Annotated in this window: 18 protein-coding genes and 4 pseudogenes; 8 read left to right on the top strand and 14 right to left on the bottom strand. The window is 57.5% G+C overall.

The window, feature by feature from the left end; all coding sequences use genetic code 11:
• Nucleotide 1: 1 nt before the first annotated feature.
• Nucleotides 2-982 carry an IS5 family transposase gene (locus tag AC4ANK_RS06295; RefSeq protein ID WP_044424202.1) on the top strand — a complete coding sequence of 327 codons (981 nt, stop codon included), beginning with the start codon at nt 2-4 and terminating at the stop codon, nt 980-982.
• Between the two features lie 66 nt (nt 983-1,048).
• Here AC4ANK_RS06295 and AC4ANK_RS06290 read toward each other — a convergent pair whose 3' ends face one another.
• From AC4ANK_RS06290 to AC4ANK_RS06275, 4 genes and pseudogenes are all read right to left on the bottom strand, one after another.
• Nucleotides 1,049-2,335 (bottom strand): ATP-dependent helicase, encoded by a 1,287-nt coding sequence (locus AC4ANK_RS06290; protein WP_460383385.1) that lies wholly within the window; start codon nt 2,333-2,335, stop codon nt 1,049-1,051.
• Nucleotides 2,336-2,878: 543 nt separating this feature from the next.
• A complete protein-coding gene (locus AC4ANK_RS06285) occupies nt 2,879-4,330 on the bottom strand; it encodes an amidase (protein ID WP_057446309.1) in 1,452 nt (483 codons plus the stop codon).
• Between the two features lie 61 nt (nt 4,331-4,391).
• Entirely contained in the window at nt 4,392-5,324 is a 933-nt protein-coding gene (locus AC4ANK_RS06280) for a SphA family protein (RefSeq protein ID WP_002555153.1), read from the bottom strand.
• Nucleotides 5,325-5,392: 68 nt separating this feature from the next.
• Nucleotides 5,393-6,384 (bottom strand): annotated as a pseudogene (locus AC4ANK_RS06275) (helix-turn-helix domain-containing protein).
• A 312-nt stretch (nt 6,385-6,696) separates the two neighbouring features.
• On the opposite strand from AC4ANK_RS06275, the gene AC4ANK_RS06270 reads away from it, so the two are divergent.
• Entirely contained in the window at nt 6,697-7,776 is a 1,080-nt protein-coding gene (locus AC4ANK_RS06270; protein WP_002555155.1) for a GGDEF domain-containing protein, read from the top strand.
• A gap of 12 nt (nt 7,777-7,788) precedes the next feature.
• On the opposite strand, the gene AC4ANK_RS06265 is transcribed toward AC4ANK_RS06270, so the two are convergent.
• Nucleotides 7,789-8,223, bottom strand: coding sequence for a GNAT family N-acetyltransferase (locus AC4ANK_RS06265; RefSeq protein WP_002555156.1), 435 nt, complete (start codon nt 8,221-8,223; stop codon nt 7,789-7,791).
• Between the two features lie 373 nt (nt 8,224-8,596).
• Between AC4ANK_RS06265 and katG the strand changes: the two genes are divergently transcribed.
• Entirely contained in the window at nt 8,597-10,867 is a 2,271-nt protein-coding gene (katG, locus tag AC4ANK_RS06260; RefSeq protein WP_002555157.1) for a catalase/peroxidase HPI, read from the top strand.
• A gap of 90 nt (nt 10,868-10,957) precedes the next feature.
• Here katG and AC4ANK_RS06255 read toward each other — a convergent pair.
• From AC4ANK_RS06255 to AC4ANK_RS06215, 9 genes and pseudogenes are all read right to left on the bottom strand, one after another.
• Nucleotides 10,958-11,224, bottom strand: a pseudogene (locus AC4ANK_RS06255) (methyl-accepting chemotaxis protein); the annotation flags it as partial.
• A gap of 21 nt (nt 11,225-11,245) precedes the next feature.
• Nucleotides 11,246-11,965, bottom strand: a pseudogene (locus AC4ANK_RS06250) (PAS domain-containing protein); the annotation flags it as partial.
• 387 nt (nt 11,966-12,352) lie between these two features.
• Nucleotides 12,353-12,661 (bottom strand): hypothetical protein, encoded by a 309-nt coding sequence (locus AC4ANK_RS06245; protein WP_002555159.1) that lies wholly within the window; start codon nt 12,659-12,661, stop codon nt 12,353-12,355.
• Nucleotides 12,662-12,817: 156 nt separating this feature from the next.
• Entirely contained in the window at nt 12,818-13,996 is a 1,179-nt protein-coding gene (gene nhaA, locus AC4ANK_RS06240; protein ID WP_031597071.1) for a Na+/H+ antiporter NhaA, read from the bottom strand.
• A gap of 157 nt (nt 13,997-14,153) precedes the next feature.
• Nucleotides 14,154-15,668 carry an ABC transporter substrate-binding protein gene (locus AC4ANK_RS06235; RefSeq protein ID WP_002555161.1) on the bottom strand — a complete coding sequence of 505 codons (1,515 nt, stop codon included), beginning with the start codon at nt 15,666-15,668 and terminating at the stop codon, nt 14,154-14,156.
• Nucleotides 15,669-15,719: 51 nt separating this feature from the next.
• Complete coding sequence (locus AC4ANK_RS06230) at nt 15,720-16,700, bottom strand: ABC transporter ATP-binding protein (RefSeq protein WP_002555162.1); 981 nt, start codon at nt 16,698-16,700, stop codon at nt 15,720-15,722.
• The gene (locus tag AC4ANK_RS06225) at nt 16,697-17,689 is read right to left on the bottom strand and encodes an ABC transporter ATP-binding protein (protein ID WP_002555163.1); all 993 of its coding nucleotides are present in this window, start codon (nt 17,687-17,689) and stop codon (nt 16,697-16,699) included. Before AC4ANK_RS06225 ends, AC4ANK_RS06230 begins: the two co-directional genes overlap by 4 nt.
• On the bottom strand, nt 17,686-18,549 hold the full coding sequence (locus AC4ANK_RS06220) for an ABC transporter permease (protein ID WP_031597072.1): 864 nt from the start codon (nt 18,547-18,549) through the stop codon (nt 17,686-17,688). The genes AC4ANK_RS06225 and AC4ANK_RS06220 overlap by 4 nt, the downstream gene beginning before the upstream one ends.
• Entirely contained in the window at nt 18,546-19,493 is a 948-nt protein-coding gene (locus AC4ANK_RS06215) for an ABC transporter permease (protein WP_002555166.1), read from the bottom strand. Before AC4ANK_RS06215 ends, AC4ANK_RS06220 begins: the two co-directional genes overlap by 4 nt.
• Before the next feature lie 339 nt (nt 19,494-19,832).
• On the opposite strand from AC4ANK_RS06215, the gene AC4ANK_RS06210 reads away from it, so the two are divergent.
• From AC4ANK_RS06210 to AC4ANK_RS06190, 5 genes and pseudogenes are all read left to right on the top strand, one after another.
• The gene (locus AC4ANK_RS06210) at nt 19,833-20,597 is read left to right on the top strand and encodes a LuxR family transcriptional regulator (protein WP_002555167.1); all 765 of its coding nucleotides are present in this window, start codon (nt 19,833-19,835) and stop codon (nt 20,595-20,597) included.
• A 94-nt stretch (nt 20,598-20,691) separates the two neighbouring features.
• On the top strand, nt 20,692-21,615 hold the full coding sequence (locus AC4ANK_RS06205) for a proline iminopeptidase-family hydrolase (RefSeq protein ID WP_002555168.1): 924 nt from the start codon (nt 20,692-20,694) through the stop codon (nt 21,613-21,615).
• 266 nt (nt 21,616-21,881) lie between these two features.
• Nucleotides 21,882-22,649 (top strand): annotated as a pseudogene (locus AC4ANK_RS06200) (MCP four helix bundle domain-containing protein); the annotation flags it as partial.
• Entirely contained in the window at nt 22,626-23,507 is an 882-nt protein-coding gene (locus AC4ANK_RS06195; protein ID WP_369812046.1) for a methyl-accepting chemotaxis protein, read from the top strand. The pseudogene AC4ANK_RS06200 and the gene AC4ANK_RS06195, both read left to right, overlap by 24 nt.
• A 217-nt stretch (nt 23,508-23,724) precedes the next feature.
• Nucleotides 23,725-24,354 (top strand): response regulator, encoded by a 630-nt coding sequence (locus AC4ANK_RS06190; protein ID WP_002555170.1) that lies wholly within the window; start codon nt 23,725-23,727, stop codon nt 24,352-24,354.
• The last annotated feature ends 4 nt before the right edge of the window (nt 24,355-24,358 follow it).

The following is a 24,358-nucleotide window of genomic DNA, read 5'->3' as shown; positions in this document are numbered from 1 at the left end:
CATGAGCCAGATGAGCTTTTCCGATTTCGAATATGCCAGCAAGCGCAAGCAGACACGCCGCGAACGCTTCCTCGCCGAGATGGATCAGGTCGTCCCCTGGACAGGTCTGCTGGGCCTGATCGAACCGTTCTACCCCAAGGCCGGCGGTGGCAGAAAACCTTATCCGCTGGAAACCATGCTGCGCATTCACCTGCTGCAGAACTGGTTCTCCCTGAGTGATCCGGCCATGGAAGAAGCGCTCTACGAAATCACCCCCATGCGCCAGTTTGCACGCCTGACGTTGAGTGCGCCGATACCGGAAGACACCACGATCATGAACTTCCGGCACCTGCTGGAGAAACATCAACTGGCTCCTGCAATCCTCGCGGTCATCAACGGTTATTTGCAGGAAAAAGGCCTGTCGCTGCGCCAGGGCACCATCGTCGATGCCACCATTATTCATGCCCCAAGCTCGACCAAGAACAAAGACGGCGAGCGTGATCCCGAGATGCATCAGACAAAGAAGGGTAACCAGTATTTCTTCGGTATGAAGGCCCACATCGGCGCTGACGTTGAGTCTGGACTGGTTCATCACGTCCATGGCACTGCGGCCAATGTGGCCGATGTCACTCAAGTCGCCGAACTGCTCCACGGGGAAGAAAACGCGGTCTATGCGGACGCTGGCTACACCGGTGTCGAGAAGCGTGAAGAGCACGAAAATCGTAACGTGATCTGGCAAATCGCGGCGCGGCGCAGCACGTATTCCAAGCTGAACAAACGCAGCCTGTTGTACAAAGCCAAGCGCAAGATCGAGTACTGCAAAGCGCAGACACGCGCCAAGGTCGAGCATCCGTTTCGGGTCATCAAGCGCCAGTTTGGTTACGTGAAAGTACGCTTTCGTGGGCTGATGAAAAACACGGCCCAACTGACCACGCTGTTCGCCCTGTCGAACCTGTGGATGGCTCGAAAGCGACTAATGGGTTTGGGTGAGTTGCGCGCTTAACACGGAAAACCGAGCGAAAAACGCGCTCGACTCACACTGCATCAGACCGTTTTCAGAAAAATAGCGCTATGTGCCTGGCAAATTACGGCTTGCCACCGCTGCGCGGCAAGTTGATCGGAGCATCCCTTGGGTTTCGAGAAAGCGCGCGAGCGCGACCGCCTTTTCGCTCTTCACCGAGCGAAATAGAAAAGCGATCTGATTCCAGTCCGTCAGCTTGCCCGTAGCCTTCATGTTGTTTAGGAAGGACAACATTTCGGCGTGCCAATTGTGGTTTTCGTCATTGCCGTCAGCGGCAGCAAGTCGTACCACCGTAGGCACGTCGGGGAAGTCGTCCTCACGGGGAACGATTTGCTTGGCGAAGCGGAAGGTATGCGTGCCGTCGTCCCACGTCTGCTCGCGCATCCACTCGTTGTAAAAGCGGATGATGTCTGGATGCGAGCGGTAGTTGACAGTAAGGGCAACCTGCTTGCATTGCCCCTCATCAAAGAGCGACGGAAACTCTAGGATGTTGCGAATGGTCGCCCCACGAAAGCGATACAGACCTTGATCATCATCACCCACAACGCATAGGTTGCGCTTCTCACCCGCCAGTATCAGGAGGATACGCTCCTGAATGGTGTTGGTGTCCTGGTACTCGTCCACCATCAGGTAAGTCAGTTTCTTGCGCAATTGCGCCGCCACTTCCGGATGCTTTTCAAGCAATTGCAGCGCCTCGAACTGGATACCAGAGAAGTCGAGAGAGTTGTTTGCATGCAACAGCTCCTGATACTTGAGGAAGCACGTGACCAGCGCACGGATCTCCACTTCAGAAGCCGCCGACAGCGTCGTGAGGTCGAGGGCTTCTTCGCCGACTTTGTTAAGCCACTTGAGCAGGCTCTCTGACTGTGCCCAGCGGCCCGATTGATCGATCCCCATGATGAGATGAGAGTCAGCCAGCACACGGAAATCCTTGATGTGCTGGTAGATAAAGTATTGCTGATCGAACTGATCGAGTAGCGTGAAGCTGCGTTTGAGCCGTGTGAACTCGCGGAAGTCCTCTAATATCCGTAGACAGACAGAATGGAAGGTACCGAGGTACATTTCATTCAAATTGAAACGGATGCCGAGTTCGGCGAGACGATTCGAGATACGAGTGGTCAGTTCCCGCGCAGCTTTGTCAGTGAAGGTCACTACGAGTAAAGACTCTGGTGATACCCCTTTTTGTGTGATCAGGTAGACAATGCGTTCTACTAGAGTGAAGGTCTTACCAGATCCCGGACCGGCAATGATGAGCACCGGGCCATCGGTGGCCAGGATCGCTTCAAGTTGCTGTGGATTCGCTTTGCTTTGAAGGTGGGTCTCGCCGGAGGTCATTCCGTTTCCTCGTTATCTACCGCCCCCGTAACGGGACGACTTTCAGCCCACCAATCTAGGTCCTTGGGAGGAGGCACCTGAATCACCTAGGTACAGACCCCTCAGATTACCATCCGCAGCAATACGATAAATAGGGCTGACCATCCAGAGACTATTTCTCAAGCACGATCATGACTGGTAGAGCCGCAAGGGTGGGCTAGGTGTACATAGGTGTGAATGGGTATCGAAAGGGGCATATGCTTCGATCGGACCAGGTGAATGGCATCGGAATAGATGATCAAGGCTCAGGGCGTCACTAAAGGACTCAGTATTCCAAAGGGTATTCCAAAGAAAATATTAAAAAATATAAATCCACTAAATTCAACAAGTTATAAGCGCGGTTCAGATTACCCCGGCCCAAATTGCAGATGAAATCGCCTAGGGACGTCTTGTCCTATGCTCCTTGATCCGGCGCCCCGTGCCCTCCTGAAACCGGCCAGCATTGCGGATCGCTCCGCCGCCGACTCCAGAGCGCGCACGCCACACAGCCCAACCACCCCCACCTCAAACCCCACACCCACTAACCCCCGGCACCCGCCCCCGCCAAGGCCTCACCCGCTCCAACTGCCCAGCCAACCCCAACAACACCCCCTCCTCCCCAAACCGCCCAGCAAAATGCGCCCCCATCGGTAGCCCCGCCGCACTCCAGGACAACGGCACCGACATCGCCGGTTGGCCGCTCGCATTAAACAACGCTGCAAAAGGCGAATACCGATGCGACCGCTCGATCATGTCCTCAAGACTCAGGCTCTCGTCGGGCACGACCAGCTCACCAATGCGTGCCGGCTCGCGTGTCAGTACTGGCGAGAGGATCACGTCGTAATCCTGCATGAATGTCGCCAGTTGGCGGCCCAGGGCGTGTATCCATTCGACGGCGGCGGCGTATTGCGCGCCGCTGACGCCGCCTTTGTCGCGCAGGATGATGCGTGTGCGCGCTTCCAGCTCGGAGTCTTGCACGTCAAAGCCACGCATGCGGCCCAGCATATCGACGTGGTTGCGGGTGTTCGCGCCGATGATGGTGAAGACGTGGTCGAGGAATTCCGGCAACACCACTGGCAGGCTGACGGGTTCGATGCGGTGCCCGAGTGACTCGCATAACTGCGCGACATCTCGTACGGCGGCCAGGCTCTCGGCGGAGGTTGGCCAGGTGCCTGATTGTTCGATGAGCGCGATGCGCAGGGTTCCGGGGTCGCGGTGGACGGCGCTTACGTAAGGCAGGCTCTGAACCGGGCCTGCGTAAGGCGCGCCGAGGTCCATGCCTGCTGTGGCGTCGAGCAAGGCTGCGCTGTCGCGTACGGTCAGGGTGATGGCGTGCGCGGTGCTCAGGCCTGCCCAGCCCTCGCCGACCATCGGGCCGGAAGGCATGAGGCCGCGGCTGGGCTTGAAGCCGAATACGCCGCAGCAGGATGCAGGCACTCTCAACGAACCACCGCCGTCGTTGCCGTGGGCAAAGGGCACTACCCGCGCGGCCACCAGCGCGGCAGCTCCGCCACTTGAACCTCCGGCGCTGTGCTCGAGGCTCCACGGGTTGCGGGTCGCGCCGAAGCGTGTGGACTCGGTGGAATAGGATGTGCCGAACTCCGGTGCAGTGGTCGTCCCGGCAAGCACGCAACCGGCACGCCTCAGGCGGCTGACAACTTCGGCTTCAAAGGGGGCACGGAACTCGCCCATGGCCAGGGAGCCATTGCTCATCCCCGCGCCATTGACCGGGGTAAACAGGTCCTTGATCAGCGTTGGCACACCTGCGAAAACGCCTTGGCTTTTTGCCGCATCCAGCGCCGCGCTGCGGGCTGAGTCATACAGTCGCTCGGCGACGGCGTTGAGTTGCGGTTCAACGTGCTCGATGCGTTGAATCACCCCCTCCAGCAAATCGATCGGCTGGACCTCGCCGCGCCGGACCCACTCGGCCAGGCCGGTGGCGTCTTCATCGTTCAACAACGTTTGAATGTCTTTCATAGGAAGGTTCCTGATGGCCTGAATTCGAATTGAAACAAGATCGCCGAGCTTGCAACCATTTTTAGAAACTGTGGCCTACCCGTAACGCCACGGTGTAACCCTCGGTGCGGTTGCGTGCGCCGAATTCCTTGTAAATGTGAAACCACGCCGCAGGCATGCCGGGCGTGAAGTAACTGATCGCTGGGCCGGCTGCGACCACTCGGGCGCGGTTGCCGGCTTCCAGTCCTGGCGCATCGTCATCGGAGAATTGCCGATAATAGAACCCGCCCAGCCCCAGCGTGAAAGGACCTGCGTGCTGGCCCACGGCAAACTCGTGACGGTATTCGACGCCGCTCTTGTAGTCGGTCGCCGGGTTGCGGGTGTTGATGTCAGTCTGAAAGCTGCTGGACACTTCAAAACCGCTGTCGCTGATGTAGGTCGCGTTGACGGTGGGAGAAAACGTCCAGTGATTCAGCCCCGGCGAAATAGGACGATTCTTGTCGTAGTCGCCGGTAGGTGTCTGAATCTGCATCTGTGCGTTCACGAACAGGTTGGGGGAAAGGTCCCATTGCAGTATGAGCGGTGACACCGAAATGTCGGCCATCCTGAACGGATCCGCCTTCAGGTCCAGCGGGCCGCCAGGCGTCTGGACCCGGAACGAGGCATCCATCTGGAAGAAAGGCACCGCCACGCTGTAGCCATAGCGCGCACCCAGTATTCTGTAATCGGTCATGCGAAAGTACGCAACGCCGATGGACAGAACGTCCAGGGAAAAATTGTTGTCCAGCGAGCGACCGTGGCGGTCTTTCTGCACATTGGTCGAATAGAACGCCACGCGCATTCCCAGCGTACCCACGGGGGTCGACGGAGGCAGGATGCCTGCACCGAAATCGTAAACACCGAAGGAGGTAGTCGGTGCTCCGTTTTCAGTTGCCTGAACCGTGGCAGCAAGGCTCATCAAGCCGAGCGTCAAGAAAGTGAAGCGTCTGATATTGGAATTATTGTTATGACTCATCGCATGCCCCTGACCACGAAGGTGATGGGGTCATGCTATTGAGTCATGCTTTATGCCGTTATCCGTTTTCAGCAAAGATGTTTGCGCTGCAAGGTCTGCGAGGGTGTTTCCCCGAACAGTGTCCGGTAGTCACTGGAAAACCGGCTCAGGTGCCAGAACCCCCAGCGCGCGGCGACCGTCTGCACGAGTTCGATCCGGCTGCTTTCGCGCAACTCGCGCCGCGCTGCGTTGAGGCGCAACGTGCGCAGAAAAGCCACCGGGTTGATGCCCAGCGTCTCCTGAAAACAGTACTGAAGTTTGCGGCGACTGGTGCCAATGTGGTTGCACACATCCAGAATCGACAGCGGTTCATCCAGATGCGCCAAGGCATAATCGCGGGCCCGATCGACCATTCTCTTGCGCGCCGTGGGATTTAGCGGCGGCGCCTGATCAGGTGCCACAAGTTCCAGCACCTGCAACATTACGGCATCCCGAATGCCACGCCGGATCGACTCGTACTCAAGCTTCTGCAGGCACGCCTGCTCTCCATTCAACAGGTTATCGAACAGCGCAGTGAACCTCGTTCGGACCATTGAATCGGTCAAACGGTAACACTTGGGAAGATCGGTAATTTCAAAACGGCTGCCCTGACGTTCCAGTGCGTGAGCCAGGGCACTCTCTTCAATCGCAATGCCCAGTGCATCCAATTGCAGCGGCGTACTCAATTCCGGAAGATTCTCGCCGTGCGCGACGATCATGCTCGACTCTGGAAGCGTGTGCCCGGCACAGAACGCAGGACCGTTGGCACTCAACGGCAAGGCGAAAATAATCGCCCCCTTCCAGGCTGTACCACTCTTGACCAAGGCCTGATTAGAGCGGTCGCGGACCAGTTGCAGCCAGTCCGAACGGAATTCCGTCAGCTCGCCTTCAAAGCCACCGGGCGTCACTTGGTCGTAACGAACCTGCCAGCCGCTGAGGTTGCGACCGTGCTCGTCGATGTCACAGTTTGAAAACGCCGCAGGTGAGGTGGCGGTGCCGCGTCAATCGAAGCCTTGTTTGTCTCCACATAACGACTACTCATCGGCCTTGCCCCTTAATACGTCTCAAGGTCATTCGGCTAAGTGAAGGCAAGTTTCATTCCGGCAGCAAGGAGTTTGGGTGATTAATACAGCGAAGCTACCAAACTGCTTTCAAGCTTAATAAAAACTATACTCGCTTCAAATAGAAAGCGTCCCGTTGAGTCATGGTGTAGGCCCACTCGCTGTCACAGCAAGACAAGCGGCCATCGCTCTCGAGTACTGATCACGTATACTGGCAATATATCATCACGCATCTCGACCAAGGCATGTGCCGTCGATTACGCTTCAGCTGGCATAAGTATGGAAAACAGCACATGCCACAAAGAAGAAACCTGAAAGACTCTATTTTCATACCCTTGAAGCTGTCTCAGCTGATCGGCCTTTTCAGTTGGATTATCAGCTGGTATGTGAATCCGTCTATTGAGCAATTACTGGATATATTTATTTATTGCGCTCTGGCGGGGGCGACGCTGTCAATCATTGTCACTTCCAACAGCAGAAGCATGACGACGTGGCGCCTGTTCGGCATTATCTACATGACCTCACTTACCGTTCTGTTCAAGGTACAGATCGAACGCATGGGCGTAGAGGCGTCGATGTGGGGATTGGTTGTCACTTCCCTGCTCATCACGGGAATGAGCGTATTCTTCGTCAAGTTTATTGACTACGTCGCTGCGGCTGCTCTGATCTGGTTGATCATGTGGCAAACGGACCTGACGGCAGTCGGCGTCGACCATGCGCCTTTGTCTTATGTTTTCCTGATCAGCTCGACCTTGTTGGGCGGCTCCCTGAATGCAACCTTCCTGAGCCTGGTCATGCAGACCATGGCGGCGAGTGATCGCTACCAGAAGCTGTCCGAAACCGACACGCTGACGAACGCCCCAAATCGCCGTGCTCTGGTCACCAGCCTGGACAACGCACTGACGTCAGATGATAAGTCCTCGCTGTGGTTCGCCATGCTGGATCTGGATAACTTTAAAAGCATCAACGACAACCATGGCCACGACGTGGGTGACAATGTCCTTATATGTTTCGCAACACTCATAAAAAGCACAACGGGGCTGGTCAGCTTTGGTCGCCTGGGGGGAGAAGAGTTTGGCGTGATGTTATCCGCAGCAAACGCAGCAGACGCCATAGCGGCAATGGATCATTTATTGATGCACGCCCAAAAAGACCAAGCAGCGAAAATGCCCTATTCATTCAGTGCAGGTATTGCGAGTTTGGCTCGGGCAAAAAACGTCAATGACCTGTTAAAAGAAGCCGATGAAAATTTGTATCTCGCCAAACGGAGCGGCAGACAATGTATTGCCTTTGAAGGCAGGATAGTTTCCGCGACCGCTGGAAGTGTGGAAAAGCAGAACCAAGGGGTGAAATCGGTTAATACCCATGCATAGCGCTCGGTTCTCTCAAGCATTCTCGCCGCCCTGCCGAACCATCGAATAGCGGTCAATATCTTCTCGCAATGTCCACCCCTGCCCCGACCAATATCGGCCAGCCGCCTCGTTAACCTTCAGCACATCCAGATGACACTTATAAATTCCCAGCGCTTCCAGACACTGAAGGCAGCGCTCGACCAACTCGTGAGCTATCCCCTGTCGACGATACTCCGGCAGCACAATCAAATGGTGTAGATAACCCCGGCGGCCGTCATGCCCACACATGACACAGCCGCACACAGCCCCCTCCGCCTCGGCAACGAAGCTCATATCGGGGTTTCTGTCGAGGTAGCGTGCCGTCGATTCACGCGAATCGGCATCTCGCAGAGAGATGCCCGGTGTATTGCGCATCAGTTCGATGACCGATTCGTAATCCTTGATTGTCATGCGGCGAATCGTGATCACTGGCTATGCCCGGCCTGTTATTCCAATGGCGGAGCAGATTAACAGGGCATTTCGCTGATCAGATGACAGCGCTGCCAGAGTTTGCCTATCAACCCATAACGTTCTTTCTATTAGAAATATCCACAAAGAAGGCTAATCTGCAAGAGCATCGGCGAAGGCCGTGCGGCTTTACCCTGATAAGGAGATAAGAATGAGCTCAAGTTTTCTGTGCACGTTGTGGGCTCGTATCGCAGCAATCCAATGATCGCTACTGGCCTGATCGTTGATCGAGCGGCCGGTACGAACCCAGTGCTATGGAGTTCCGTCATCACTGTCTGAAGCCCCGCGAGTGGGCTGGATGGCCGGATGCAAATGACAAAAAGGTGTATCAAGCATGTCAACTGAATCGAAATGCCCCTTCAACCACGCTGCTGGCGGCGGCACCACCAACCGTGACTGGTGGCCCAAGCAGCTGAATCTGAAGATTCTGCATCAGCATTCCTCACTCTCCGACCCGATGGGCGAGAGCTTTGATTATGCCAAGGAGTTCAAGAGCCTTGACTTCGAAGCGGTCAAACAAGACCTGCGCGACGTCATGACCCGGTCGCAGGACTGGTGGCCGGCCGACTTTGGCCATTATGGTCCGCTGTTCGTTCGCATGGCCTGGCACAGCGCCGGTACTTACCGTACAGGCGATGGCCGTGGCGGTGCAGGTGCTGGTCAGCAACGTTTTGCGCCGCTCAACAGCTGGCCTGACAACGTCAGCCTGGACAAGGCACGTCGCCTGATCTGGCCAGTCAAGCAGAAGTATGGCCGCAAGATCTCCTGGGCCGACCTGATTGTGCTTACCGGCAACGTCGCGCTGGAGTCGATGGGCTTCAAGACGTTCGGTTTTTCCGGTGGTCGCCCGGATGTCTGGGAACCGGAAGAAGATGTGTACTGGGGCTCCGAGACCACCTGGCTGGGTGGCGAAGAACGCTACGGCGCACAGAAGAAAATGCAGCAGCCGGGCGACGGCACGCTGGTCGCCGAGCCGGAGAACCATGCCAACGAAGAAAGCCGCACCGCGAGCGGTGAGCGCAATCTGGAAAACCCGCTTGCCGCTGTGCAGATGGGCTTGATCTACGTGAACCCGGAAGGGCCTGAAGGCGTGCCGGACCCGGTCGCTTCGGCGAAGGATATCCGTGAAACCTTCGGTCGCATGGCGATGAACGATGAAGAAACCGTAGCGCTGATCGCCGGTGGTCACGCCTTCGGCAAGACCCATGGCGCAGGCCCTGCCGACAACGTCGGTCCGGAGCCGGAAGCAGCCGGTCTTGAAGAGCAGGGGCTTGGCTGGAGAAACAAATTCGGCAGCGGCAAGGGTGGCGACACCATCACCAGCGGCCTGGAAGTGACCTGGACTTCGACTCCGACCAAATGGAGCAACGAGTACCTGGAAAACCTCTTTGGCTTCGAGTGGGAGCTGACCAAGAGCCCGGCAGGCGCGCATCAGTGGACGCCGAAGAACGGCGCAGGCGCGGGCAAGATTCCGGATGCCCACGATCCATCCAAACGTCATGCGCCAAGCATGCTGACCTCTGACCTGGCGCTGCGCTTCGATCCAGCTTACGAGCAGATCTCCCGTCGCTTCCTGAACAACCCTGAGCAACTGGCCGACGCGTTCGCCCGCGCCTGGTTCAAGCTGACTCACCGTGACATGGGCCCGCTCGCGCGCTACCTCGGCCCGGAAACACCGGCCGAAGAGCTGCTGTGGCAAGACCCTATTCCGAATGTTGATCATGCGTTGGTGGATGATCAGGATGTTGCCGCGCTCAAAGGCAAGATTCTGGCTTCGGGGCTTTCTGTCTCGCAGCTGGTTTCAACCGCATGGGCAGCCGCTTCTACTTTCCGTGGCTCTGACAAGCGCGGCGGTGCCAATGGCGGCCGTCTGCGTCTTGCTCCGCAAAAGGACTGGGCGGTTAACCAGCCTGCACAACTGGCGGGCGTACTGAAGACGCTTGAGGGGATTCAGAGCGAGTTCAACGCCGCTCAGTCGAGTGGCAAGCAGGTTTCCATTGCGGACCTGATCGTCCTGGCCGGTAGTGCAGGTGTCGAGCAGGCTGCGAAGAACGCTGGTCATCACGTCACGGTGCCGTTCACACCAGGCCGTGCCGATGCATCGCAGGAGCAGACGGATGTCGAGTCGTTCAGCTTCCTTGAGCCGATCGCCGATGGCTTCCGCAACTATCAGAAGGCGCACTACAAGGTCTCGGCAGAATCGCTGCTGGTCGACAAGGCGCAACTGCTGACCCTGACGGCACCGGAAATGGCTGTGCTGTTGGGCGGCCTGCGGGTCTTGAATATTAACGTTGGACAGAGCAAGCACGGCGTCTTCACCGACAAGCCTGAAACCCTGAGCAACGACTTCTTCAAGAACCTGCTGGACATGGCCGTTGAGTGGAGAGCGACTTCAGGTGCCAACGACACCTTTGAAGCACGTGACCGCAAAACCGGCGCAGTCAAATGGACCGGCACCCGTGTCGATCTGGTATTTGGCTCACATGCCCAACTGCGTGCGATTTCCGAGGTGTACGGCAGTTCGGACGCTAACGAGAAGTTCGTCAAAGACTTCGTGGCCGCATGGACCAAGGTGATGAACCTGGACCGCTTCGACCTGGCTTGATGTGTTTGATGTGCTGAGTTGAAAAAACGCCTCCCTTGCGGAGGCGTTTTTTTTACGGCTATCAAAAAGCGAAGGCTGGTTTTATCAGCGACTCATCATGCTTGCCGCCTGCTCCGTCGCTTCAGTCGTTCGAGTCGCCAGCTTGCGCACTTCGTCAGCTACCACCGCAAAGCCCCGTCCAGCTTCCCCGGCACGTGCAGCTTCAATCGCGGCATTGAGCGCCAGAAGGTTGGTTTGGCTGGCAATGCTCTGGATAGTGCCGACTATCTGGGTCAGTTGAGTGATGTTCTCTTCCAGGTTTTTCTGATGCTGTGCTTCGGTGTCGCGAAGAGCATCCTGCTCATGCTTCAAATGCACATCCACCAACGCACCGACCACCCTCAGCGGAATACCTTCGGGATTGCGACGAGTCTGGCCGCGTGCACGGAACCAGCGGTACTCGCCGGTTTTCATCTTCAGGCGGTACTCGATATCGAACGGCGTCTTGCCAGTCCGGTCATTCAAGTGCGCACCGAATGCCGTCAGACTGCGCTCCTTGTCGTCAGGGTGCAGCCGTGATGCCCAGCTATCCAGTACGTCAGGAAACTCTTCGACTGTTTCGAAACCCAAAAGCCGCCTGAACTGTGGAGACCACCAGAACGGGTTTCTCGCATTGACCGGGTCGCCAGCAATGACCTCCATGTCCCAGAGCCCGTCGGAGAGCATCTCCCGGGCCAGTTCGAATCGGGTAATGATCACATCGTGTTCCAGATCACGTTCAAGCTCATCGTGAATATCACGAAGCGAGCCGGCGACACGCAGCGGCGTTCCGCGTGCGTCTCTTAACGTTTCGCCTTGGGCATAGAACCAGCGATAAGTGCCGTTCTTCATCGCCAGACGATTCTTGACTCGGTACGGCGTGTTACCCGAGCGATCATTCAGATGCTTGGCAAATGCGTCGAGCGTGGCTTGTTTATCCTGCGGATGAAGCCGGTCTGCCCAGCTCGCCAGTACGTTAGGGAAATCTCGCTCGTCGTTAAAACCGAGAAGCGTGCGAAGTTGCTGCGACCACCAGAATCGATTGTTCGGGTTGACCGGATCGCCTGCTACGACCTCCATATCCCAGAGGCCCTCGCTCGACGCACGGTTGACCAGATCAAAGCGGGTCTCATAAGCGGCGGCCGAGGCAGAGGCTTCACCCAGAAGGTGGCGGGCGGTTTCCAGTTCCTGCTCAAGATCGGCGATACGTTGCTCGTCGAGACCACGCTGGGCACTCAGCGAACTCCAGCACTCAAGTACGCTGTTCTCTTCAGCGCAGCCTCTTACCACCGGCTCGCCAGCCCCCTTGAGAGAGGCAATAAGTTGTTGAAGGGCTTTTCTGTCACGACGTGGTCGGAATAAGTGAAACATGCACAGGGCTCTCAAAATAAAGTCAGATTTGCCGAGTCCCTGGCATGTCACTTCTTTATCGACATGCCGTGCGGTTTCTGAATCGTCAGATTGCAATCAGGTAATGGTCACTTGTTCCAGAATCAACTTCACGGCTTGCTGATAGGTTTGCGCCCCGGCCATCAACTCCGCTACCCAGCCGCAACCGGACTTCTCCAGATGAACTCGCCAATCACCGGGCCAGTTCTCAAGCCCGGCCAGGTTCAGAAATATACAGCCACCCCGCTCAGCATGCCCGCCGGTAATTGACTGTTCAAAACAGAACGGTTTATCGGCTCCGGATGTGTCGACACTGAATAGGTACACATCGTGTTTCGGGTCCTCAAGCGAAGGCGCGCAATTGAGCTGACTGATCAGCTTCAACATTTTTCAATCTACTCCTGGCTATATGATTGACTGTGACGTCCATTACTTCGGGAATGCAGTTCGCGACGGTTTACGTCGCGAAGAGGACGCAGAGCGTCCAGACCGGCATGCCGACGCGGAGCGTCGCACGATAGTTGAGATTATCGTCCCCTACGCTCACCCCCTCGCTCCAAACCTGCGCAACACCACAACCCCAAGCAGCGCCGATAACACCGACCCGATCAGTACGCCCACCTTGACCTCATCCACCAGCTCCGGTGCGCCCGGGAAGGCCAGTGCGCCGATGAACAGGCTCATGGTGAAACCAATACCGCACAGCGCCGCAACGCCATAAAGCTGGCCCCAGTTGCTGCCGTCCGGCAAGCGGGCCAGGCCCGCGCGGATGGCCAGTGCAGCGAGGGCGAAGATGCCGACCTGTTTGCCGATCAGCAGCCCCAGCGCGACGCCCAACGGCACCGGGTCCAGCAGTTTGTCGACAGTGATGCCTGACAGTGAAACGCCGGCATTGGCGAATCCAAAAACCGGTACGACGGCAAAGGCCACCCACGGGTGCAGTTTTTCTTCCAGATGCAGCAGCGGCGAGCTGGCTTCTTCATCGGGTTTGCCGAGCGGAATGCACAGTGCCAGCGCTACGCCCGCCAAGGTGGCGTGAATACCGGACTGGAGCATGAAGAACCACAGCAGCGCGCCGACAATCAGGTAAGGCAGCAGCTTTTTAACGCCCAAGCGGTTCAGCGCAACGAGCACGGCGATGGAGCCAAGTGCGGCCAGCAGCATGGGAATGGACAGATCGCTGGTGTAGAACAGCGCGATGATCAGCACAGCGCCGAGGTCATCGAGAATTGCCAGTGCCGACAGGAATATCTTCAGCGACAACGGCACACGCTTGCCCAGCAATGACAGCACACCCAGGGCGAATGCGATGTCGGTCGCTGCCGGAATGGCCCAGCCGCCAATGGTGTCTGACTGGCCCCAATTGAATGCCACGTAGATCAACGCCGGAACCACCATGCCGCCCAGCGCCGCGAAGCCCGGCAAGGCGCGCTGGCTCCAGGACGCCAGCTGGCCGGCCAGCATTTCGCGCTTGATCTCCAGGCCCACCAGCATGAAGAAGATTGCCATAAGGCCATCGTTGATCCAGTGCGCTACCGACATCCCGGCGAGCACGGTATGCAGCGCTGCAAAGTAGCTGTCGGCCAGCGGCGAGTTGGCGACGATCAGAGCTGCAAGCGCAGCTGCCATCAGGATCAGACCGCCAGCGGCCTCAGCGGCGAAAAAGCGCTTGATGAACGCCAGCGCGCTCGGGGATTCGGTACGGGGGGTGGGGTTGTGCATGCAGGGCTCCGCAGGGTACAGCGCAAAAAGGCCGCAACCTTACCACTCGCAGAGCCTGCCACAGCGCAGGTAAACCTGAGGATACAAATTAACGCGCATGCCCATCATGGCTTGAGGAATCAGGGCTCCTGTCTGCCAGACAACAGCCCTGCCCGCTTCACTTCTTGACGGTTTCTTCAAGCGTGAACCGGCCCAACGGGTTCTGGCCGAAGTGCTCGATGTTCTTGCGTGAAACACTGATGTAAGGGCTGTAGTACAGGTCGATCCAGTTGACGTCGGCTTTGGCCATTTTCTGCAGGTCGATGTACATCTGCTCACGCTTTTTGGGGTCCATTTCAACCCGTGCAGCAGCAACCAGCTCCTTGACCTTCTCGTTCTTGTAACGGGTCATGTAGTTGTTGTTGGTGTCATGGCCAAGCACGAAGGTGGTTTTCTGATCCGGGTCGAGGATGTCGTTGGTCCAATACATCACGGAGATGTCGTAGTCACCGGCAATCAGCATGTCCCAGCTCTGGCTCGGGTCGACTTTCTGTAGCGTGGTGGTTACGCCAACCTTGGCCAGCTGCTGTTGCAGCATGACCGCAATTTGCTCGTCGACTTCGTTGCCAGCATTGACTACATAGTTGAGCTTCAGGTCTGACGCACCGGCATCCGCCAGCATCTGTTTGGCCTTGACCGGGTCATACGGGCGTTGCAGGTTATCGGCGTAGTGATACAGCGCGCCCTTGGGAATGTAGGAATTGGCTACTGTGCCCAGCCCGAAGGTGGCGGCCTCGACCAGCGATTTCTTGTCGATAGCCATGTCCAGTGCCTGGCGTACCTCAGGCTTGGCCAATGCGCCGTGCTCATGGTTGAGCAACAAATGATCTTCACGGGTGGACGGGTCAAGGTGAACCACCAGATCAGGGTTCTTTTTCAGGTTTTCGACACGGGAGAACGGCACATAGATCGCTGCATCCAGTTCGCCCTTCTGGACCATCAGCATACGGGTGTTGTCATCCGGCACCGAGATCCACTCGACACCATCCAGGCTGACGCTCGGCGCTTCCCAGAAGTCGGGGTTCTTCGCCAGGATCACCCGATCACCGCGCCGCCATTCTTTCACTGTGAAGGCTCCCGAACCGACAGGCTTTTCGGCGTAAGCCTCTTCGCCCAGGGTCTTCATGGCCTTCTCGGAGAGAATCGACACGTTGGGCAGCGCCAGTTGCGAGAGAAACGAGGCCGATGGATTCTTCAGGGTGATGACCAGCGTACGCGGATCTGTTGCGACGGCTTTGTCGATAATCTTGTAGGAATCGCTCCACAGCGAGCCCTTGTCGTCGCGAATTCGCAGCAGGCTGAATACAGCGTCGCTGGCGGTCAGCTCCGAGCCATCAGAGAATTTGGCCGGGCGTATCTTGAGTGTATAGGTCAGCCCGTCGGGCGAAATCGACCAGCTTTCGGCCAGTCCTGGCACCAGCTTTGTACCCTTGTCGTCAACCCGGATCAGCACATCGTAGACGTTGGAAAATACCCAGTTGTCGATGTTTTGCGCGCTTTTGATCGGGTCGAAGGTAGTGCCGTCCTCACGACGGCCGATGGTCAGCACGCCCGCGGCTTCCGCCACTCCCGCTGCCAGGGAACAGGCCGCCAGCATGGCGACGGTCAGCATTTTCATTGGTCGAGCTTTCATACAAATGAACTCCTTGCCGGTGTCGGGACAGATGTTTGTTGTAGGTCTGGATCAAAAAACGGGTGCATCAAGTACACAGTCGTAGCGCTGCTCGCCGACATGCCGGGTGGGTGGCGCGACGCTGGAGCAGGTCGGTCTGGCAAACCGGCAACGCGGATGAAAGGCGCAGCCAGCGGGTAAATTCAGGGGGCTGGGGGGCTCGCCCTGCAAGGGTTCACCGGGCAGCGGACGATCCGGATCAATCTCCGGAATAGCCTGGATCAGCGCCGCGGTATACGGATGACGCGGTTTGAGAAAGACCTCTTCGACCGGGCCCTCTTCAACGATTTTGCCCAGGTACATCACCGCCACCCGGTCACACAGGCGGCGCACGATGGCGAGATCGTGAGCAATGAACAGAATTGCCAGGTTCATGCGCTGGCGTAGTTCCAGCAGCAGGTTAATGATCTGCCCCTGAATCGACACGTCCAGCGCCGCCACACACTCGTCGGCGATGATCAGCCGCGGCTCGATGGCCAGTGCGCGGGCAATGCCGACACGCTGACATTGCCCGCCGCTCAAGGCACCCGGTTTGCGTTCGGCAAATTCGGGGCGCAGACCGACCATGTCGAGCAACTCGATGACCCGCGCCGGAATCTCGGATGCGCTGACCTTGCGTTGCACTTTCAGCACCTCGGCCAATGTGGCACCGACGGTCATGCGCGGGTTGAGCGAGGAAGACGGGTCCTGAAAGATCATTGCTGTTTCACTGCGCAAACGCTGCAGACTGATACCGCTACCCTGGGCCATGTCGACGTCATCGAAGACGATCTGCCCGGAAGTAATGTCGTTCAGACGCAGAATGGCGCGCCCCAGCGTGCTCTTGCCGCTGCCAGACTCACCCACCAGCCCCAGCGTTTCACCCTCACAAATGCTCAGCGACACACCGTTGACGGCATGCACCCAACGCTTATTGAGACCCATGAAGCCTGATCCGGGGGCCGGGAAGCGCACCACCAGATCGTTGACGCTCAACAGCCTGTAGCCGCTCATGATACGGCCCCTCGGGAATCTGCCAGCGGATAGTGACAGGCCGCTTCATGGGCAACCCCCATCGACCGCATCAGGGGGAGCGTCTCGACGCAGCCTGCGCCCGCATGACCGCAGCGCGCATGAAAACGGCAGCCAGCGGGCAGCGCATCGAGCAATGGCGGCTGTCCGGGAATGGTGCGCAGCAGGCCACTGCCCGCGCTGCTGGCAGGCTGGCAGTCGATCAGGCCGCGGGTGTAAGGATGACGGGCGCGGGCCAGCACGTCGCGCTTGCTGCCGTGTTCACACAAGCGACCGGCGTACATCACCGCGATGGAGTCGCAGGTTTGCGCTACAACGCCCAGGTCGTGGGTAATCATGATCAACGACAGCCCGTGACGGTCACGCAGGTCCAGTAACAGCCGCAGGATTTGCGCCTGCACCGTCACGTCCAGCGCGGTGGTCGGTTCGTCAGCGATCAGCACCTGCGGCCCGCAGCCCAGCGCCACGGCAATCATGGCGCGCTGGCGCATGCCGCCGGAAAACTCATGGGGAAAGTTATCCACACGCGAAGCCGGGTCGGGAATGCCGACCTGACGCAGCAGATCAATCGCCTGCGCCCGAGCCTCACGTTTCGAAGCCCCTTGGTGCAGACGAAAGCCTTCGGCAATCTGCTCGCCGATACGCATCAGCGGGTCCAGATGACTGCTGGGGTTCTGGAAGATCATGCCGATCCGCCGCCCGCGCATGGCACGCATGCCGGCTGCATCGAGTTTCAGCAGGTCGACATCATTGAGCAGCACCGAACCACCGCGCACGTGCAGGTCCGGCGATGGCATCAGTTGCATCAATGCCCGGCAAGCCATGGTCTTGCCAGAGCCACTTTCGCCGACCAGCCCGAGAATCTCGCCCTGCTGCAGATCGAACGACAACCGGTCGACCAGCGTTACCTCGCGCCCCCGACTGTTCGCAATCACGCTCATCTCGCTGACTTTCAGCACCGGCGTACTCATTGCCGCTCTCCGAGGGTTTCGGCAACGCCGTCCGCCAGCAGGCTGAAACCCATGGCCAGCGTCACGATGGCCAGCCCCGGAAAGGTGCAGATCCACCACGCAGACGTCAGAAACGCCTGCCCCTCGGCGACCATCGTGCCCCACTCAGCCAACGGTGGTTGCACGCCCAGGCCCAGGTAGCTGACCGAAGCGCCACTGAGCAACACCAGCACCGCATCGGACATGGAAAACACAATCGAGCCGAACATCGCGTTGGGCAGCAGATGGCGAAACAGAATACGCAGGTGACCAAACCCCAGGCTCTTGGCCGCCAGGGCGAAATCGCTTTCCTTGAGGACCAGAATCTGTGAACGGATCAGCCGCGCATAAGACACCCAGCCCACCAGCGCCATGGCGATGTAGAAACTGCTCAGGCCAGGGCCGAGAATCGCAATGATCGCCAGCATCAGCACCAGAAACGGAAAGGCCAGAACGATATCGATCACGCGCATGCACAGGTTGTCGAAGCGACCGCCTATATAGCCCGACAATGCGCCTACAAACGTGCCGATGATGAACGGGAAAACCACCCCGAGCACACAGATCTGCAGGTCGATGCGTGCCGACCAGATGACTCTGGACAGAATGTCGCGACCAAAATTGTCGGTGCCGAACGGATGCGCGAGGTGCGGCGCGAGCATGCGCAGTTCGGTGTTCTGGTAAATCGGGTCATAGGGTGCCAGCCACGGCGCGAAGAGTGCCAGCAGCAGCCACACGCCAAGCAATGAGGCACCCAGCAGCATCGCCAGTCGGCCGTTGCGCAAGCGCAGGCGAAGCCGCGAACGCCAGTGTGGGCGCAGATGGACGTGGGCGATGGTCATTTGATGTTCACCCGCGGGTCTATCGCGACAGTGGCCACATCAGCGAGAAAGTTGACGATTACCGTGGCACAGGCGAGCACCATGGCTACCCCCTGCACCACCATGTAATCGCGACTGAAGATGCCGCGCACCAGCAGCTGGCCGATGCCGGGGATGGCAAACAGGCTTTCGATAACGACAGTGCCGCTGATCAGCCAGCCGATGTTCACTGCCAGCAGGTTGATTGACGGCACCAGCGAGTTGGGCAATACGTGACGGCGAAACACTGCGCCCTCACTGACGCCACGTGCCCGCGCCGCAGTGACATGATCAGCCAGCAGTTCCATGAGCATGCTGGCGCGCAGGTTGCGAATCAGCACTGCGGACAGAGCCAGGGCAATGGTCAGGCATGGCAGCACCATGTGGTGGGCCTTGTCCAGCCAGTCACTGCCGTAACCTGACACCGGAAACCAGCCAAGCTGCACACTGAACAGCAGAATCAGCATGATGCCCAGCCAGAATGCCGGCATGCCCAACCCCGTGGTGGTGAAGACACGAATCAGGTTATCGCCCCAACTGCCCTTGTTGCGTGCAGCGACCGTGGCCAAAGGCACGGCGATCAGCAGAGCCAGCAGGACGCTGCCACACACCAGAAATACGGTAGGCTCCAGCCGGGTAACGATCAGTTTGAGCACATCGATCTTGTACAGCAGCGATTTACCCATATCGCCCTGCAAGAGGTTTTTCATGAAGTACACATACTGCGTCCACAAGGGTTCATCCAGCCCGTATTGGGCGCGGATGTTGGCCAGTGCCTGCGGTGTGGAACGTGCGCCCAGCAGAATGCGCGCCGGGTCACCGGGGATCGAGCGCACCAGAATAAAGGTCACCAGACTGATGCCGAACAGCACCGGCAGCAACTGCAACGGACGCTGGAGAATAAAACGATAACGACCCAGATTCATCAGACGCCCCGATGCTGTGACAGAGAATTCAGCAGGACCGGAAAGTACGCCGCCACCCCTTTCACGCAAAAGGGCAGAGCGAAGTTGTAGTCGAACATTGACCATCCGTCGACTTTGATTGTTTTGCGCTCATCCGCCTTGCTCGCATACCCCATCGCACCTCACCTTTGCGGACGTCGCTCATGGCCTCAACCCTATCGCGCAGCGCCATGGCAAACAGCTAGCAATTCTTATAGGTTTTACACGACTGACAGCCGGTTGGACGCAGGCGTGGCACTGTCCTTGCTAATTGCTATATTAAGCCCCCTACACCGGCTCTATGACAAAGGAGGTCAAGCCATGCATATCAGGTTGTCGGATTTCAATTCGCGTCTGCAATCGGCATCTACAGTGGATCAGCAAATGGATTGCGCACTGTTACTGGCCTCGGATCTAGGATTCGATGCAGTGATTTACGATTACAGCCCGGTGCCTGTGTCCCATGATGGAGCACTGATCACACCTTCGTTGCTTTCATTGCGCAACACCCCGGCAGATTGGCACGCACTCTGGTGCAGCCAGGGGTACTACCAGATCGACCCGGTGCAACACCTGGCCGTGGCCAGCGTTTCGCCTTTTGTATGGTCATACCAGCCCAAGGCTGAAACGGTGCTGCAAACCTTTATCACCGACATGCACAAGCCGGTGGTGCGCTATCTGCATGACTCACACATGACGTGTGGCGTGACAGTGCCTATCCACATGCCCAAGGGCGGTTTTGCCACCCTGACAGGCCTGTGTTCCGACAGCAGCGACGCTGCACTGGAAGATGCCCGGCAGAGCCTGGCCGAGTTCGGTCTGCTGGCTCAGGCCTTTCAGGAAGTCGCCTACCCGCTGTTTGACCAGAAGATGCGCTCCTGTAATGCGATCAAGCTCACCCGCCGTGAGCGTGAATGCCTGAGCTGGTCTGCCGAAGGGCTGACGGCCAGGGAAATCGCCGATCAGCTCAACCGTTCGGTCGCCACGGTGACGCTGCATCTGAATTCGGCCATGCAGAAACTGGGTGCCAAAAACCGTGTGCAGGCAGTCGTGCGTGCCGTTCACTACCGTTTACTCGACCAATGACCGGTTCATCAGCCAAAACCTATCATTTTCTATAGTTTTAAGATGCCACGCGCAGCGCTATGGTGCCCCGAACTATCCAGCAGGGACAGGCGACATGGCAGACATGACGATCAAGGAAGGTTTTGCGCCGTTCGGCGACTATCAGACGTGGTATCGCGTCACCGGCAACTTGCAAGGCCCGCGTACACCGTTGGTCATTCTGCACGGCGGCCCCGGCTGTACCCATGATTACGTGGACTCGTTCAAGGACCTCGCCAGTACCAGTCAGGCGGTGATCCATTACGACCAGTTGGGTAACGGAAAGTCGACTCGCCTGCCCCATGAGAGTCGCGAATTCTGGACAGTCGATCTGTTCCTGAGAGAGCTGAACAACCTGCTTGCCCACTTGGGCATCGAAGGCAATTACGCGTTATTGGGCCAGTCGTGGGGCGGCATGCTGGCTTCGGAGCATTCGGTGCTCCAGCCCAAAGGGCTGAAAGCGCTGATTGTCGCCAACTCCCCGGCAGATATGCAGACCTGGGTAAGCGAGGCCAACCGACTGCGCGAGGACTTGCCTGAAGCTGTGCAAGCTGCGTTGCTCAAGCACGAACAGGCAGGAACGTTGACTGACCCTGAGTACCTTGAAGCATCGCGGGCATTTTATGACCGTCATGTATGCCGCATCACACCCTGGCCGGACGAGGTGAAACGCACCTTTGACCAGATCGACGCGGACCCGACCGTGTATCACGCCATGAATGGCCCTACCGAGTTTCACGTTATCGGCACCCTGAAAAACTGGACCATTGTCGACAGGCTGGAACACATCAAGGTCCCGACATTGGTGATTTCGGGGTTTTACGACGAAGCCACCCCACTCGTGGTGAAACCCTACGTGGAGAACATCCCTGACGTTCGCTGGTCGGTGTTCAGAGAGTCCAGCCACATGCCCCATGTGGAAGAAAGAATGGCGTGCATGGGCTGCGTAGCAGGTTTTCTGGATAAGTTATCTGTGGCCGCTACCGTGTCAGCGGCTTAGTCCTGCAGTCCCGACTGAACACAGACCTCAACCCCCTACAACTAGAGTTAATACTTTAGAAATAGTGAACTGTGTAAACCGTTAACATTATTCACTCTGTGACGGGGACTTTTAGCGCCTGATGCTTAACAGAACCCACATGGCATTATGTCCATCATGAAATAACTTTCATCGCGATTAATTAAAGCTCCTCAGGCGTCAGCAGAAAAACAGATATCGGAAAGGAACGTATTGCCCTTCCGCCTGTTTTGCCGCTGGAGGCAACCATGAACATCAGATCGCTGAATATTTCACGCAGGGCATCCCTGTTTTTTGGCGTGATTACCTTGCTGCTGATTGGCCTCGGAGGATTCTCCTACGTGCAGATCGACCATCTGCGCACGGCCGAGCAGAACATCGAAGAAAACTCGTTGCCCAGCATTCAGGTCGTCGACGACATTCAGATCGCCCTGCTTCACGCTCGTCTGGAAAGCATCAGGATGCTCGCCAGTACGGATCCTGCCGTGCATAGCACAGCAGAAGCCAAAGCCCGGGAAGCGATAGCGGCGCTCCGGTCGAACAGCGAGTTTTATCGGAAAAATCTGATTTCGGGCGAAGCCGACCGTGCGCAATTCGAAGACGCCAACAGCAAGATGGGGGCCTACATCGACGGCGTGAAACAGATCATCGCCATGGACAGCTCCGATCATGAAAAAGCTGTTTCCTTTGCTAACGCAGAACAGGTTCAGCGCGCCAATGCCTATCAGGAAAAACTCACCACCCTGCGTGGGCACAACGCTGAAGAAGCCGTGAGCTCCGGAAAAGATGCAACCGACGTGTACAACCACAGCGTCAATGTATTGCTGACCGTTGTTATTGCAGCGTCCCTTCTGACTGTGGTTCTGGCGATTACCCTGACACGCAGTATTGTCGATCCGCTCAACGCTTCCCTCAAACTGGCAGAAGACATCGCCGCAGGCGACCTGACCCGGCAACTGGGCATTACCGGCAGCGACGAAGCATCACGCTTGATGACGGCCCTCAACACCATGTCGGGGAACCTGCGTACCACCATTCATGAGATTTCCGGCGCATCCGCCCAATTAAGTACCGCTGCCGTCGAGATGACGTCAATCACCGAAAGCGCCGACCGTACACTGCAGCAACAGAACAGCGAAATCGAACAGGCCGCCACTGCTGTAAACGAAATGAGTGCTGCCGTAGAAGAGGTCGCTCGTAATGCTACGTCTACCTCCCAGGCCGCCCAACAATCCAGCCTCTCTGCCGATCTGGGCAACCAGCGCGTGACCGAAACCCTGACCGCCATGCACAACCTGACCGGCCTGGTCGAGGGCTCCTCTGCACAAGTCACTGCCCTGGCCGGCCAGGCACAGGACATCAGCAAAGTGTTGGGCGTGATTCGCGGAATTGCCGAGCAGACCAACCTGCTGGCATTGAACGCAGCCATCGAAGCCGCGCGTGCCGGTGAACAAGGCCGGGGGTTTGCCGTGGTGGCTGATGAAGTACGCGCGCTGGCGCACCGCACACAAACGTCCACTCAGGAAGTCGAACAGATGATCTCGGCGATTCAGGCCGGTTCTTCGGCCACAGTCGAGTCCATGCAGAAGAGCACTCAGGAAGTCCACAGTACTCGCAAGACAGCAGAAGACGCCGGGCAATCGCTGCGCCAGATCACCGACTCGGTACTGGAGATCAATAATCGTAACCTGCAGATCGCTGCGGCATCGGAACAACAGGCGCATGTAGCACGTGATGTAGACAGAAGTCTGATCAGCATCCGTGATCTGGCCGTACAGAGCAGCGAAGGCACCCGGCAAACACTGATTGCCAGTACCGAACTTTCGCAGTTGGCAGTCAACTTGAATGATCTTGTACTGCGCTTCAAGACATGATGCGAAACGGGATCCATAACTATCAGGCATGGCGACAGGACAGCGGATTCGTCTGTTGCACCTTTTCATAGCGCTAGTGCCATTTCTGGCAAAAAAAACAATAACAAAATGCCAGCACTCGACTGCCATTAAAGTTGCATTTCATGTGTTTCATTAACGATACAAATACCTTCTATCAGGTATGATGCGCGCTACTTTAATACGGGAAGTATGAGGTATGCCGTGCAGAATCATTGTGGCCGACGATCACCCGCTGTTTCGTGAGGGCATGCTGCGTACTATCGAGCGGCTGATACCCGAAGCGATTATTGAAGAAGCAGCCAATCTGGATGAAGTACTCACCCTCGCACGCCGGGGTGATGAGGTCGACACACTGGTGCTAGACCTGCGCTTTCCGGGGCTCACTTCGATGCAGACCATCGGCAGCCTGCGCAGCGAGTTCAAACGCACTTCAATCATTGTCGTCTCGATGGTCGATGATCTGGACACCATTTCACAGGTCATGTCTCAGGGTGCGGATGGCTTCATTGGCAAAAATATAGACCCCCTGGAAATTGCCGAATCCATCATCGCCATCCGCGATGGCGAAGTGGTGGTCAAGTACAAGCCCGAAGGTTCGTTACTGAGCGATCTGGACTCTGGCGCAATCAGCCATCTGACCGTGCGTCAAAGAGAAGTACTGGGGCTTGTGGCGTCGGGAAAAACCAACAAGGAAATCGCCAGGGATCTGGGTATTTCACCCTTTACCGTGCGTATTCATGTCTCCAGCCTGCTCAAGGCGCTTGGTGTGCCCACCCGATCGGCTGTCGCTGCACAGTTTTCCAGCCTGGCCGGCAAACAGCACTGAGACG

Source organism: Pseudomonas sp. Pmew2 (assembly GCF_058129885.1).
The sequence above is the reverse complement of the archived record's forward strand: the minus strand, read 5'-3'. Positions and strand labels throughout refer to the sequence as shown.

What these genes read in the sequence shown, in the direction of transcription:
- AC4ANK_RS06295 (WP_044424202.1), top strand. Translation starts at nt 2, where the DNA reads ATGAGCCAGATGAGCTTTTCCGATTTCGAATATGCCAGCAAGCGCAAG.
- AC4ANK_RS06290 (WP_460383385.1), bottom strand. Translation starts at nt 2,335, where the DNA reads ATGACCTCCGGCGAGACCCACCTTCAAAGCAAAGCGAATCCACAGCAA.
- AC4ANK_RS06285 (WP_057446309.1), bottom strand. Translation starts at nt 4,330, where the DNA reads ATGAAAGACATTCAAACGTTGTTGAACGATGAAGACGCCACCGGCCTG.
- AC4ANK_RS06280 (WP_002555153.1), bottom strand. Translation starts at nt 5,324, where the DNA reads ATGAGTCATAACAATAATTCCAATATCAGACGCTTCACTTTCTTGACG.
- AC4ANK_RS06270 (WP_002555155.1), top strand. Translation starts at nt 6,697, where the DNA reads ATGCCACAAAGAAGAAACCTGAAAGACTCTATTTTCATACCCTTGAAG.
- katG (WP_002555157.1), top strand. Translation starts at nt 8,597, where the DNA reads ATGTCAACTGAATCGAAATGCCCCTTCAACCACGCTGCTGGCGGCGGC.
- AC4ANK_RS06245 (WP_002555159.1), bottom strand. Translation starts at nt 12,661, where the DNA reads ATGTTGAAGCTGATCAGTCAGCTCAATTGCGCGCCTTCGCTTGAGGAC.
- nhaA (WP_031597071.1), bottom strand. Translation starts at nt 13,996, where the DNA reads ATGCACAACCCCACCCCCCGTACCGAATCCCCGAGCGCGCTGGCGTTC.
- AC4ANK_RS06235 (WP_002555161.1), bottom strand. Translation starts at nt 15,668, where the DNA reads ATGAAAGCTCGACCAATGAAAATGCTGACCGTCGCCATGCTGGCGGCC.
- AC4ANK_RS06230 (WP_002555162.1), bottom strand. Translation starts at nt 16,700, where the DNA reads ATGAGCGGCTACAGGCTGTTGAGCGTCAACGATCTGGTGGTGCGCTTC.
- AC4ANK_RS06225 (WP_002555163.1), bottom strand. Translation starts at nt 17,689, where the DNA reads ATGAGTACGCCGGTGCTGAAAGTCAGCGAGATGAGCGTGATTGCGAAC.
- AC4ANK_RS06220 (WP_031597072.1), bottom strand. Translation starts at nt 18,549, where the DNA reads ATGACCATCGCCCACGTCCATCTGCGCCCACACTGGCGTTCGCGGCTT.
- AC4ANK_RS06215 (WP_002555166.1), bottom strand. Translation starts at nt 19,493, where the DNA reads ATGAATCTGGGTCGTTATCGTTTTATTCTCCAGCGTCCGTTGCAGTTG.
- AC4ANK_RS06210 (WP_002555167.1), top strand. Translation starts at nt 19,833, where the DNA reads ATGCATATCAGGTTGTCGGATTTCAATTCGCGTCTGCAATCGGCATCT.
- AC4ANK_RS06205 (WP_002555168.1), top strand. Translation starts at nt 20,692, where the DNA reads ATGGCAGACATGACGATCAAGGAAGGTTTTGCGCCGTTCGGCGACTAT.
- AC4ANK_RS06195 (WP_369812046.1), top strand. Translation starts at nt 22,626, where the DNA reads ATGACGGCCCTCAACACCATGTCGGGGAACCTGCGTACCACCATTCAT.
- AC4ANK_RS06190 (WP_002555170.1), top strand. Translation starts at nt 23,725, where the DNA reads ATGCCGTGCAGAATCATTGTGGCCGACGATCACCCGCTGTTTCGTGAG.